A 12,864-nucleotide genomic window follows, 5' to 3' on the forward strand; every position below is an offset into this window, starting at 1 on the left:
CGCGAAACTAACGATGTGAAGCAGCGGGCGGCTGAAGCTTTAGTGCTTAAGACACCCCGTAACGGCCCCGCTCAAATCCTGCTGACTCTTTAGCGTGTTGGTGAAGGTTCGGAGTCTGTAATCGGGCTAAATTCGTGGAAAATTGGGATCCCGGGGGATCGAGGGGCGGGTGCGTGACCGGACGCCTACTCGATTTCGCTCTGGCAGCGTATAAACAGGGCTCCGATCTCGACGTTACTGAGACGGCACCGCGAAGATGACTTCGAGCGTGGCCGTCCGATGGAGCAAAAATATGAGCAAAACACAAATTTTGGCGGCACGTGCAGGCGAAACTACTCCCGAAATGGAGTTCTGTGCGAAACGCGAAGACCTCGCCGTCGAACTGATCCGTGACGAAGTCGCGGCTGGACGAATGGTCATCCCTGCAAATAAGGTCCATATCGCTAGCTCATTGGAGCCGATGTGCATCGGGATCGCGGCAAAGTGCAAGATCAACGCCAATATCGGTAACAGTGCCGTGACCAGTAACGCGGGCGAAGAACTGCAAAAACTGCACACCGCCGTCCATTTCGGTTCCGATACCGTGATGGATTTGTCGACCGGAAAAGACATCGACAACATCCGTCGCCAAATCATCGAAGCGAGTCCCGTGCCGATCGGAACCGTGCCGATCTACCAAATGCTCGAAGAACTCGGTGGCAACATCGAAGACATGACCGCTCAGCACTTCTTGGACATGGTCGAGCACCAAGCCAAGCAGGGCGTCGATTACATGACCGTCCACTGTGGCGTGAAGCTCGAGCACCTACATTTGAGCATCAACCGCGTGACGGGAATCGTCAGCCGCGGCGGATCGCTGATCTCGAAGTGGATGATGGCTCACAACAAACAAAACCCACTGTACACTGCCTTTGATGATCTCTGCGACATCATGCGAGAGTACGACGTGACTTGGTCGTTGGGCGATGGACTGCGTCCTGGTTCGATTGCGGATGCTTCGGACGCGGCTCAATTCGCAGAACTCGAAGTACTGGGTGAATTGACCAAACGCGGTCAAGATAATGGAACGCAGGTCATGGTCGAAGGACCAGGACACATTCCTATGGACCAAATCCAGATGAACATTGAAAAGCAAATCGAGCTTTGCAATGGTGCTCCGTTCTACGTGCTTGGCCCATTGGTGACCGATATCGCACCTGGCTATGACCACATCACCAGTGCCATTGGCGCGGCGATGGCGGGTTGGCACGGGGCTGCGATGTTGTGCTACGTGACACCGAAAGAGCACCTCGGACTGCCTAACGAAGAAGACGTCAAGCAAGGCGTGATCGCTTACAAGATCTCGGCTCACGCTGCCGACGTTGCTCGCGGACGCAAGGGAGCTCAGGACCGTGACGACGCACTCAGCCGAGCACGTTTCGCGTTCGATTGGAACGAGCAGTTCCGATTGTCATTGGACCCGGAAACCGCTCAGCGCTACCACGACGAAACGCTGCCCCAGGACACGTTCAAGAGCGCCCACTTCTGCAGCATGTGCGGACCGAAGTATTGCTCGATGAAAATCACCGAAGACATCCGCAAGATGGCCAAAGAAGGCCAGCTCGTCGAAATCAAAGACTAGTTTGGTTGACGGGGATTCCCGGCCAAAAACTGTCAGACATATAGAGCCCAGAGGTGCGACGAGCACTCTGGGCTTTTTTCGTGGACGCTGGGCGGTACAAGTTCACCGGCAGCGGCCCTGGAGAATTAGAGATGGCAGCGTACAAGTTCAGGGTCACCAACCCTCCCCGAAAATCTCGCTGAAGGCTCGATTTTCGACCTTCCCATCTTTGCTGGGAGGGTGAACAAAGCATGTCTTTTACTCGCTGGCGGCGATATCGGATCCGCTGCCGACCAGGATGCCGGTGCCACGTAGTTGCCACAGAAAGAACGCAGCCCCGGCAGCCATCAAGATGCTGCTGAGCATAAAGATGTGCTGAGGTTGATTACCGAATGCGGGACGAATCGCCCAGTAGAGCAGGGCAGCGACGGTCAAAAATACAAACGAGACTGCGTTCGCGGTTCCCAAAAACCGACCTCGCTCGCTATCGGGCGACATGTATTGCAGCAGAGCTTGTAGCGGGACGATATAGAAGCCGGCAAAAAAGCCAGCTCCGAAGATGAAGAAGCCGACGTTGCTGAGCGCCACTCGCACCATCGGTTGCATATCAGGAAGCGACGGTGGGACAAGCGACAACAGAGCAAAGAAGACCACCAAACCGGCGGCTCCGATCGGGATCAATCTTGGTTCGATGCGGTGCCCGGAAATCAGCCCGGCAACGGCACAGCCCACTCCAATCGAAACCCCCAGAACTCCCATCAACATACTGGCTTCGGTGCTCGAAATTTTGAGAACCGCGGTATATTCGGGAACGATAAACAACGCGATTCCAGCGAGCAGGTAAAAATAGCCCCAAGCCATCATCACCATCAACAGCCGCGTCTTGGACATCTCGCGTACGGTGGTGACGTAAGTGGTGAGCGGATTAAAATCGAATTTTGCATCGCGATCTCCCGCCGGCAACGGAGTCAGCAAGAAGGCGGATGCAAGTCCCGCGATCGCGATCAAGACCAAAACCACGATCGGCAACCAAATCAGTCCTCTCGTTTGCTCATGGAAATAGGCGGTACTGACCACGCCGGCGACCAGCGTTCCGACGATCACAGCCACGTTGGTCATCATATTGATCGTTCCATTGGCGCGGCTGAGATCCGACGCATCGACCAGCTCGGGAATCATGCCGTACTTTGCCGGCCCAAAGAACGAGCTTTGACAGGTCAACGCCAGCAGTGCCAGGAGCGTGACCCACAAACTGCCCATCATGAACCCGATCCCGGCGAGGATCACGATTGGAATCTCAATAACCTTCACCCACATCGTGACGGTTCGCTTGGAGTAGCGATCTGCGATTTGGCCGGCATAGCCAGACAGAAAAATGAAGGGGAGCGTGAAACAGATGCCCACGATGCCTTGGCCTCCTTCGCCGAGATCGCCAGCCCACAAACCGCCTTGAATCACCATAAACGTCAACACGCCCTTGAGGACATTGTCGTTCATGGCTCCGAAAAACTGGGCGGCGAGAAGTCCGAGAAAACCGCGTCTGAGGAGATGGCTTGGCACGTTTTTTCGCTTGATGAAGGGTCACATTTGGGGAACCGCGAAATCTTAGCAGAAACGGCCCTCGCGCCGCGACGCCGATGAAAACCGACGGCAGGGCAGGGGAGTGCAGAATCGGCGGATTCATCAAAAACACACAATCGTCACCCTATTTAGTGGCGATAGCGGTCGATCACTTCGGGCAATGGGTAGGATGTGACGTCCCGATCTCCCTCGCTGGCGGCAATCTCACGCAGCCGCTCGTAGCCACGCGTCACCAGCGCCATTCGCTCGGAAACAAAGCCGGGATCGAGATTCGCCATTGCCATTTCACCCTGGACCAGCACGCGATCAAAGTCCGGGTGGTCGATGAATTGAGCTAGCACAGGGTTACAGCGAAGATGCCGCTCGGGTGTCGTGTGCAGCACTTCGGGGTCGAGCTCGCCAATCACGTAACGAAGATACAGATCGCTATCGACGATCGCCGCCACGTCTTGGCCGCAGACTTCGCACAGATACCCTTGGTCACACTTTGCCATTCGAATTTTTTTCAGCACAGAGGGCAAAAGCCCTGCGCCACGTGCTTTAGTAGCAGCACGCCGCGCGACAAAACAAAGTCGCTTGTTGCTCCGCAAAAGCAGCGTCTACTGCGCGTACTTTCGCGGAGCGAAAGGCGACTATCCCTAAACGCAACCTACGACTCGAGTCCTAACACGTCGAACATGTTATAGAGCCCCTTCGGTCGACCTTGCAGCCATTTTGCTGCAGCCAGAGCTCCGGCGGCGTAACAATCACGGTTACTGGCAGCGACATTCAATTCAATTTTTTCGCCCAGCATACCGAACACGATCGTATGTTCACCTGGATTGTCACCGACGCGGACGGCGTGGTAACCAATTTCGTTCCGTGTTCGCTCGCCCGTATGACCTTCGCGGCCATGCACATGCAACGTTTCGTCGCTCAGTTTTTTGCCAATCAATTCACCAAACTTCAGCGCCGTGCCGCTGGGGGCGTCGGCTTTGAAGCGATGATGACGCTCGATAATTTCGACATCCAAGCCGCCCTGGACATCGCCAAGCGTATCGGCCACTTGCTCGGCCAGTTTCATCGTCAAATTGACCGCCAACGACATGCTAGGCGCCCAAACGATGGGAATCAGCGTTGCGGCGGCTTGCAGCTTTGTTTTCTGCTCGTCGCTTAATCCGGTCGTCGCTACGACCAGGGGAGTGCTGGCCTCGACACACGTCTCGATGCAATGATTCAGCGCTTCAGGAAGCGAGAAATCGATCACTACGTCGACCTCTTCGGGCCAATCCGATGCAAGAGACACGCCAATTGGCGCGAACCCAGCGACCGCTCCGGCATCTTGGCCGAGCAGCGGATTACCGGCGTGATCGATCGCGGCAACGATTTTGAATTCGGTATCTTCCGAAGCCAGAGCGACGACACGTCGCCCCATTCGTCCCGCGGCACCATGAACAGCAAGTTTGATTGATGTAGTAGTCATACGCCCAATGTAACGCGTGACGGAGGCTTGGGGTAGCGGAATACGAGCCTTGAAAACTTTGCCATAATTTTGCGGCCGAACGCGGCAGTCCAACTCGAGCGTGTTGTCACCGATGAATATTGGGGTTGGTTGTCGCGGAAGCCACGCATGATTTTCATTGTCTTTGCCGAACGATCCGGGCTTCCTCTGAGCCCTCGAAACTCTTGACGGCTTGTCGATTTTGTGAGCCGCGACGCGTTAGCAGCCGGGTCTGATGCAATACCCGGTGCCTTACGGCCCACGGCTCACTCCTTACAATCAGAGTTCTGCGATTCTGGGGATCCGAAACTCTTGACGAGTTCCGCTACGCTTGAGGCGTTATGGCTCAGTTTTGCTCGAGATACTGGCTGAGCAATTCCATGTTCGCAATCATGGTTGCCGATGAAACCACGCCTTCCTTTGGCGTCACCTTTTTTCCATGCTCGTCGCGTACAAAGCCCTGTTCCAACCAACCGCCGCTGCTGGATTGCGACCGAATCACGGCAGCCGCCTGTTTACCACTCACCTTACTTTGGGTTACCAAAGGCTTGCCGGCCGCGAGGGATTGATAGTCTCGCTCGATCTCGTCGAGATGGGAATCAACTACAAAACCATAGTGGTCGGGCATGCTGCGGTCATCGTAGGTGAATTGGTAATCTTTGCTGAAATAGATCGGACGATTCGTCTTCAGTTCGTAGTAACGGGCGAGCCTGCCATCGCCGCGCAGACAAGTCCGCAAATATTCAATCGCACGCGGCACCGGTTCTAGAAAACGTTTTTCGCCCGTTTCGCTAAACAGGACCAGCAAGGTTCGCAGCGCATCCTGAGACTCGCGGCCCGAGATCGCAGGCGGCTCGAATTTGCGATCCCAAACCGGGTGCATGTGCCGATCGTACTGCTGAGCCCAGGCAGGTTGTGGCTCAGGCATTTTCGCACGGAGCAAAAAATCGCCTCCCAATAACGCACTCTCGCGGTAACGTTCGTCATCGTAAACGCGGGAGGCAAACAACATCGTTTCCACCATGTTTTGCGTGATACGGTCGTTCAGCATGTAGCATCCTTCGTACGTCTTGGCCCATGTCCGGCTCCAAGACTCGGGATAGCTCGCTGAGAGCACCGGGTAGTGATCGACGCTAGGTGGCTCGGTTGAAAATCGATCGTAGTTGTGCCCCCATGCACCGCCGGGGTATTGAGCCGCCATCGTTGACCGCAGCGCATACTCAGCCGCTTCGTGAACCGCCGCGTCCTTGAACCCGAGCGTTCGATCTAAATCGCACAGAAACCGAATCGCACAGGGTGTGGTGTCGTCATCGACTAGCGTCATGTTGGATTTGAATTGTCGATTCTTCCATACATCCCAACCCCCAGGATAAGGCGTCGGCGCGGTAGTGAATTTACCCGAGAGCGAAGAGCCGGAACGTTTTAGTAACACGCGGTAGGGCAGACGGGCACGCAAAGCGGGATCGAATTCGATCGAGTATCCCCAGCCACCGCTTTGCAATTGGCCTTGAACCAATGCATCGCCGACCGCCTTGGCAGCATCCAAATGAATGGTATCAGCAGTGGCACGATAGGCTGCTAAGAAAGCGAGTCCGACGGCGGGAGTTCCAGGCGGTTGAACCCAAACGCGGTTTGCTCCGGCGACACCTTCGCCATGACTGTAGCGTCCATCGACACTCGAAACCCAAGCGTAGCCGCCATGATCTGCAACCCGCTGGCTCATTAATTGTGTGGCTTGACGCAGCGATGACTTCACTTCATCGTCTGAGGGTAACGATTGTGCGGGAGAAAACGAATGTGAAGCCACGACCAACACCGCCAGCCCCCCCCAACGAAGGAACACCACATTAAGAACTCGGTTCATGGGGCAGTTTTCCGATAAGACATGGACTTAACCCTTTTTTCACACAGTCGATCTCGTCGAGCACTTAGTGAGGTGGAAAAGGGACCTGGATGGCAACAAAACAGTGACGATGAAACGGTTTGGATCATGCGTCACCATAGCGAAAGTCAAGCTTTCACCGAAACTTAACAATGCTTTGCTGATTGTAGTGGTTCTAATAATACACCGCATTGATCCCACTAGAAAATCTGAATCGATCGTAAAGTTGCCATTTTTCGGCAGATGCGAATTAGCCCACTTCGCATGGGTGATCCGATCAACCCGGTCCGATAACTACGAGTGTGGGACCCCATTGAACGTAACTGCGTTTTCAACTTCGCAGTGCAGACAGCGGGTGTTTCCAAAAGCCAACAGGAGGTTGGTTTTTCAAAACGGCAGATAAGTGACTGGCCCTTTCCGGAGGTCCCATCCCAAAGGATTGGCCAGCACTGCCACTACAATTACATGGAAGTTTAAGGCGATGCGAATCACGTTTCGTACCAACCAATTGCAAGCCAAGCTTGTGGCCGCGGGAGTCGTCTTGGCTTTCGCGACCCAATCAGCCGGAGTGGTGCTCGGCGATGGCCCTCTTGAGTTCCCAACGACGGGCAGCAACCAAGTCCAAGCGACGACCTACAACCAACCCTTCGCCCTTTTAGAGGACGGAGAGATTGGTGAGGAAGAGTCGAGCGAACCGTCCGAAGAGTCGGTGCCAATGGCAGACTACAAAAAGCTTTTCGAACGCGTTGAAGACATAGAAAAATCTTGGGGGAAATACCAAGATAAGCTCGCCGATGAGTCGGCAGACAAGAAGAAAAAACCGACCATGAAGATTGGCGGTCGTGTTCACTTGGACAGCTGGAATTTCCTCGAGTCCGACGCGGGAACCAATTTCCTGGAAACCGGCGATCCGCTGGATGACCCCGAAAACCGCTGGGATTTCCGTCGTTTGCGAATGGAAGTCTCTGGCGACATTCCGAGCAACATGCTTTATCGCATGCAGATCGACTTCAACAATCCAAACTCGCCTGAACTCAAAGACGCGTACATTGGATGGCATAGTTTGCCGGGCAACCACACCTTGCTAATCGGTAACCAAAAACGTCCGCTTGGCTTGGACCACTTGAACAGCAGCCGCCACAACGTCTTCGCCGAGCGTCCATTGGTGGTCGAAGCGTTCAACGAAGACGCTCGTCGCTTGGGTGCGGCGATGTACGGCTATAGCGATGACGAAATGTTCAACTGGCGTTATGGTGTTTTCCTGTTGGAAAACATCGTCAACGACGGACGTTATCGTGGCGACGACAGCCAAGCCGGTGTTTATGGCCGCTTGGCTGCTAGCCCATGGTATGACGAAGTCAGTGGCGGCCGAGGTTATTTGCACTTGGCGATCGCAGGATCGGCAAACCAAACCGATGCCGACGGACAAACCGATGCCGACCAGAACACGAACGAAGCTCGGTTCCGCACGCGTCCTTTGGCACGAAGCGATTCACGTTGGTGGAACACCAATCGTATCCTCGGTGCCGACAACTACGAACAACTCGGCTACGAGTTCATGCTGAACATCGGTGCATTGCAAATCACGAGTGAGTACTACGGCAACTGGGTCGGACGTGATGCGGCCGGTGGATTCTCCGGCGAAGACTTGTTCTTTCATGGCGGTTACATCTTCGCTTCGTACTTCCTGACGGGCGAGCACATTCCGCTGGACCGTGTTTCGGGAACGATCGACCGAGTCAAACCGTTCGAAAACTTCTTCTTAGTTGACCGCTGCACCGGAGGAACAGGATCGGGAATGGGTGCGGTGGCTGTAGCACTTCGCTACGACTACCTCGACCTTAGCGATAAGGATATCCGTGGGGGCGATGGCCACGCTTTCACCGCCGGATTGAATTGGTACTGGACCGCCTACTCGAAGGTCCAAACCAACTTGATCTGGGGTTCGATTGAAAATGGGGGACAAGGCCAAGAAAACAGCGGTCCTTCGGATACCACGGTGCCTTTGGCTGCCGGTGTTGATGGCGACTTCACCGCACTTGGCTTTCGTTTCATGGCTGATTTTTAAGCCACGCTTAAAGCCGCCAACCCCACAATGTTGATCCAATCATTTGTCCTAGGAAGGGACCCAATTATGTTCTATCAAAAACTCCGAATGACGCTTGCTACGGGACTGCTCTGGATCGCTGCGATCCCCTTTATGGCTAACGAGGCTGCCGCTGGATTTGGCCACAAACTGGCCGATCAAACTGGTTGCTGCACCAAATGCCCCGCGTGTGACCACGCCTGTAACTTTTCCGTCGATGTTGTCGATGAAACGAAGACTTGCTTCGAAGTCGAATCCAAGGTGATCTGCATCCCGCGAGTCGTTTTTCCTTGGCAAAAGGGAAACTGCGATGCGGTCCGCAACAACGGTGCGAAAACTCGTCGCATCTGCGTTTTGAAGACCAAAGACTACAAGTGCCCTAAGTGCGAGTACTCGTGGTCGGCCGAGAAGAAAGCGACCTGCTGCGACACTCACAGCGGACACAGCCGCGGTGGACACCACTCCATCGAACACGCCCCCGTTCCCATTGAGCACGCACCGGTCGAGCACGCACCGGCTCCGCCAGTCCCAATGCCTGCGGAACAGATTGCTCCGGAAGCTCCCAAGCCGTACTCGCTTCCAGCACCAGCGCAAGCGTCGCGTCCAAGTGAAGACGCGTACTACTCGCTGTTCGAAACCATCACGACTCGCTAGTCTATCGGACGAAACGAATTTAACGTTTATTGGTGGCCAATCTCGCAAGAGGTTGGCCACTTTCGTTTTTGGATGTTCCTTGAAAACCATGGACAAACGAGTGAATGACCTTAGCCGCTATGGCGGATTGATCTTTGATTGTGACGGAACGCTCACCGATTCGATGCCGTTACACTTTGAAGCATGGCGTGAAACGATGGCCCGTTTCGGCATCGAGTTTACCGAACAGCGGTTCTACAGCATGGCAGGCATGCCCACCGATAAAATCATTCGCGTCTTGGCGGAGGAACAATCGGTCGAGGTCGACCCGGAAGTAGCGGGAGTCGAGAAAGAGCTCGCCTTTCGCCAGCGGCTTCCGCGGCTGACGCCACTGCAACGGGTCTGCGACATCGCACGCGCTCACTACAACATCGTGCCAATGGCGGTGGCCAGCGGCGGAGACCGCGAAGGCGTTTGGGCCCAAATCAAACACTTGCAAATGGAATCGCTGTTCGCCGCCGTCGTCACGGCCGAAGACACCGAAAAACACAAACCGGAGCCCGATGTATTTTTAAAAGCAGCCGAACGACTGGGGGTGGAGCCTGCAACCTGTCTCGTTTTCGAAGACTCGCCGCTGGGTCTAGACGCCGCCGCACGCGCTTCGATGGACTGTGTCGATGTCCGCGACTTTACGTTTCACAAAGTCGGCTAGAAATTGTTGTCCCTGGTTATTGCACTTCGAAACTCTTGGCGAGTTTCGCTACAAGGGGGTGCGGTCGATTGCGATGTGATTACTTGGAGTGCTCGAGCGCCTTGTCGCTGATGTCTTTGCGACACCAGGCGCCTTGCCAGCGGATTTCTTTGACCGCCTTGTACGCTTGCAGTTTTGCGCCACTGATCGAATTCCCGATCGCGGTCACACCAAGTACGCGGCCGCCTGCATTGACGACCTGGCCATCCTTCATTGCAGTACCGGCATGAAAAACTTTTACGTCGGTTAGCTCTGCCGCTCGGTCCAGCCCGGTGATCACTCGTCCTTTTTCGTAATCGCCAGGATAGCCTTCGCTCGCCATCACCACACAAATGCTTGGACGTTCGTCCCATTCCAGTGGTTCAAGTTCACCGAGGCGTCCGTCGATCGTCGCTTCGATCACGTCGACCAAATCGGTCTTCAATCGCATCAGCAGCGGTTGACATTCAGGATCGCCGAACCGCACATTGAACTCGAGCACTTTCGGGCCGGCCGAGGTCAACATCAAACCAGCGTACAGCACACCTTTGAAGGGCCGGCGAGCACGTTTCATGGCGTGCACGATCGGGACAAGCACGTCAGCTTCGATTTTTTCCATCATCGCTTCGTCGACGATCGGCGTTGGACAATACGCGCCCATGCCTCCGGTGTTGGGACCGGTATCGCCATCGTAGGCCGGCTTGTGATCTTGAGCGGCAGGCAGCGTCATGATCGTTTCACCATCGGTGATCGCCAGCACGCTCGCCTCTTGCCCAACCAATTTTTCTTCGATGATTAATTCTTTGCCGGCTTCGCCAAATTCACGCTGGTGGGCGATACGGTCAATCGCCTCGAGTGCTTCACTGCGGGTGCTGCAAACGATCACCCCTTTGCCTGCAGCTAAGCCGTCGGCTTTGACGACAACATGAACCGGATCATTCGGTTCGGAATAGCGATCCTTGATATAGCGTCCTGCATCCTCGGCGTCGCGAAATGTTCGGTAGCCAGCGGTAGGAATATCGGCCATGTGCAGCAAGTTTTTGCAAAAGACCTTACTACCTTCGAGTTCGGCGGCCGCTTTGGTGGGGCCAAAGACCTTCAGGCCTTCTTCTTGCATCGCGTCAACGAGCCCTGCCACCAATGGAACCTCGGGCCCGACGACGGTGATATCGATCGCGTTCTCTTTGGCGAACTTGATCAATTTTGCGGTTTCCGTGACTTCGATCGGGACATTGATCGCGTCAATCGCGGTTCCTGCATTGCCCGGAGCGACGTAGACCGTTTCCACACGGGGGCTTTGAGCAATCTTCCAAGCGAGCGCATGTTCACGTCCGCCGTTACCAACAATTAAAAATTTCATCGCGGGACCACACTGTCGCAGAGATTCAAGAAAGGAAAAGTCAAAACCCAACCGGTAAATTAGCAAACCAATCAAATATCGCCACGGTGGGAACAACAATCTCGGCTTGGGCGGCCAATATATTCTCGCTGCATAAGCCATCCGCATCCACCAAGTGTCTCCGTTTCCCCCCGGCGGATCGCACCGTGAGAATCGCCCAGCTTAAAAGGGTGTAAGCGGTAGACAATTCTCCAATAGCAGCTAAAATGAGCAGTGTCCTGCCGAAGAATGAAATTCTGCTGTCCGCATGAATCCCCACCCCAAGGACGGCACATTCTTCGCAAAAAACTAGTTTGGTTAGCAGCGGCGACTGAGTTTACGTCCACCGTGGTTCAGTCGCCGCGATAACCTCGCCAGCAAATTCACCTGCCAAAAATTGAATTTGCGAGGCTAGTGATTGTTGCCATTGGTGTTAAAAACTTGTGGTAACTTGCGTGTATTACGCTAATCGGTGACTAGAATTCGCTTTTTGCCACATGCTCACCCCCTTCCGCATGTCTGCCTTTCCGTGATGATCACTCATACATGCCGATGAGCTTTTGGCAAATGACCTGTTTAGGACTCAAACCCTCTAACCCCTGCTTGGGAGAATTTACGTTGAAGACCCAACGACAAGCTTTGAAAACTCGATTAACTCACGTGATTTGCGGTGTCGCTGCGGCGTCCTTGCTGGCCTCGACGACGGCCGTTTCCCATGCTGGCGACCTCAAACTGCGTTTTGAATACGCGGGAACTGCTGCCGAACCTACTGCCCTAGTCGTCAACAAAGATGTTGAATTTTGTGGCAAACACCCGGTCATGAACGAACGATTACTGGTCAACAAAGATAACAAGGGCATCCAAAATGTCGTGCTTTACGTTTACACCGGTCGCGGTGGATCAAAGCTCGACGAAGTGCCTGAGAAGAAAAGCACTCACGTGTTGGAAAACAACGCCTGTCGCTTTGAACCCCATATCGTGATTTGCCAAACCGGCGACACGCTGAAGGTGACCAACCCCGATGCCGTGGGCCACAACGCAAACCTGCCGTTCTTCAAGAACGCAGCCCAGAACTTCTTGATCCCACCAGGGCAAGAAAAATCGGTCGCACTCGAAGAAACCGAACCTGCCCCGATCCCAGTGGAATGCAACATTCACCCTTGGATGCGTGCTTACGTCGTGGTCCTCGAACACCCCTACGTTGCCAAGAGCGACGAAAATGGCGACTTGGTCATCAAAGATTTGCCAGAAGGCAAAGAATTGACATTCCGCGTCTTCCACGAAGCGGGCAAGATTGACGATGTGAAGATCAACGGCAAAGCCGAAAAGTGGTCGCGAAGCCGTTTTGACGTCACCATCAAAGCGGGCGTGAACGATCTCGGAACCGTTGTCGTTCCAGCGGACGCATTGAGCGCCGAGTAATTGACCGCGAGTAGAATCGCGATCAATCCAAATAAAACGATTCGTGGCAGGCACATCTTGGTGTGCCTGCCA

The 12,864-nt window shown here is 54.6% G+C and carries 10 protein-coding genes; 5 read left to right on the plus strand and 5 right to left on the minus strand.

Translation table 11 applies throughout. From position 1 onward, the window contains the following. Positions 1 to 256: 256 nt before the first annotated feature. A complete protein-coding gene (gene thiC, locus SH528x_RS33305; RefSeq protein WP_442507729.1) occupies positions 257 to 1,621 on the plus strand; it encodes a phosphomethylpyrimidine synthase ThiC in 1,365 nt (454 codons plus the stop codon). A gap of 237 nt (positions 1,622 to 1,858) precedes the next feature. Here the strand turns inward: thiC and SH528x_RS33310 are convergent, their stop codons facing one another. The 4 genes from SH528x_RS33310 to SH528x_RS33325 all read right to left on the minus strand — a co-directional run bounded on the left by SH528x_RS33310 (position 1,859) and on the right by SH528x_RS33325 (position 6,525). Continuing rightward, on the minus strand, positions 1,859 to 3,160 hold the full coding sequence (locus tag SH528x_RS33310) for an MFS transporter (RefSeq protein ID WP_442507730.1): 1,302 nt from the start codon (positions 3,158 to 3,160) through the stop codon (positions 1,859 to 1,861). A 149-nt stretch (positions 3,161 to 3,309) separates the two neighbouring features. Next, positions 3,310 to 3,675 (minus strand): hypothetical protein, encoded by a 366-nt coding sequence (locus SH528x_RS33315; RefSeq protein ID WP_442507731.1) that lies wholly within the window; start codon positions 3,673 to 3,675, stop codon positions 3,310 to 3,312. Positions 3,676 to 3,830: 155 nt separating this feature from the next. Further along, a complete protein-coding gene (dapB, locus tag SH528x_RS33320) occupies positions 3,831 to 4,643 on the minus strand; it encodes a 4-hydroxy-tetrahydrodipicolinate reductase (RefSeq protein ID WP_442507732.1) in 813 nt (270 codons plus the stop codon). Between the two features lie 364 nt (positions 4,644 to 5,007). Continuing rightward, positions 5,008 to 6,525 carry a polysaccharide lyase gene (locus tag SH528x_RS33325; RefSeq protein WP_442507733.1) on the minus strand — a complete coding sequence of 506 codons (1,518 nt, stop codon included), beginning with the start codon at positions 6,523 to 6,525 and terminating at the stop codon, positions 5,008 to 5,010. 499 nt (positions 6,526 to 7,024) lie between these two features. On the opposite strand from SH528x_RS33325, the gene SH528x_RS33330 reads away from it, so the two are divergent. The 3 genes from SH528x_RS33330 (at position 7,025) to SH528x_RS33340 (ending at position 9,974) form a co-directional block, all read left to right on the plus strand. Then, positions 7,025 to 8,611, plus strand: a complete 1,587-nt coding sequence (locus SH528x_RS33330) for an OprO/OprP family phosphate-selective porin (RefSeq protein WP_442507734.1) — start codon at positions 7,025 to 7,027, stop codon at positions 8,609 to 8,611. 66 nt (positions 8,612 to 8,677) lie between these two features. After that, a complete protein-coding gene (locus SH528x_RS33335; RefSeq protein WP_442507735.1) occupies positions 8,678 to 9,283 on the plus strand; it encodes a hypothetical protein in 606 nt (201 codons plus the stop codon). Positions 9,284 to 9,383: 100 nt separating this feature from the next. Next, positions 9,384 to 9,974: an HAD family hydrolase gene (locus tag SH528x_RS33340; RefSeq protein WP_442507736.1), complete on the plus strand. Its 591-nt coding sequence runs from the start codon at positions 9,384 to 9,386 to the stop codon at positions 9,972 to 9,974. A 79-nt stretch (positions 9,975 to 10,053) separates the two neighbouring features. On the opposite strand, the gene purD is transcribed toward SH528x_RS33340, so the two are convergent. Beyond that, on the minus strand, positions 10,054 to 11,352 hold the full coding sequence (gene purD / locus SH528x_RS33345) for a phosphoribosylamine--glycine ligase (protein WP_442507737.1): 1,299 nt from the start codon (positions 11,350 to 11,352) through the stop codon (positions 10,054 to 10,056). 636 nt (positions 11,353 to 11,988) lie between these two features. Here purD and SH528x_RS33350 point away from each other — a divergent pair. Continuing rightward, the gene (locus tag SH528x_RS33350; RefSeq protein ID WP_442507738.1) at positions 11,989 to 12,792 is read left to right on the plus strand and encodes a methylamine utilization protein; all 804 of its coding nucleotides are present in this window, start codon (positions 11,989 to 11,991) and stop codon (positions 12,790 to 12,792) included. The last annotated feature ends 72 nt before the right edge of the window (positions 12,793 to 12,864 follow it).

The sequence above is a fragment of the Novipirellula methanifontis genome (assembly GCF_052161655.1).
GTDB lineage: Bacteria > Planctomycetota > Planctomycetia > Pirellulales > Pirellulaceae > Novipirellula.

Bases quoted from the DNA above. Each gene is read 5' to 3' on its own strand.
- SH528x_RS33325 (WP_442507733.1), bottom strand. From the start codon at position 6,525: ATGAACCGAGTTCTTAATGTGGTGTTCCTTCGTTGGGGGGGGCTGGCG.
- thiC (WP_442507729.1), top strand. From the start codon at position 257: ATGACTTCGAGCGTGGCCGTCCGATGGAGCAAAAATATGAGCAAAACA.
- SH528x_RS33330 (WP_442507734.1), top strand. From the start codon at position 7,025: ATGCGAATCACGTTTCGTACCAACCAATTGCAAGCCAAGCTTGTGGCC.
- purD (WP_442507737.1), bottom strand. From the start codon at position 11,352: ATGAAATTTTTAATTGTTGGTAACGGCGGACGTGAACATGCGCTCGCT.
- SH528x_RS33315 (WP_442507731.1), bottom strand. From the start codon at position 3,675: ATGGCAAAGTGTGACCAAGGGTATCTGTGCGAAGTCTGCGGCCAAGAC.
- SH528x_RS33335 (WP_442507735.1), top strand. From the start codon at position 8,678: ATGTTCTATCAAAAACTCCGAATGACGCTTGCTACGGGACTGCTCTGG.
- dapB (WP_442507732.1), bottom strand. From the start codon at position 4,643: ATGACTACTACATCAATCAAACTTGCTGTTCATGGTGCCGCGGGACGA.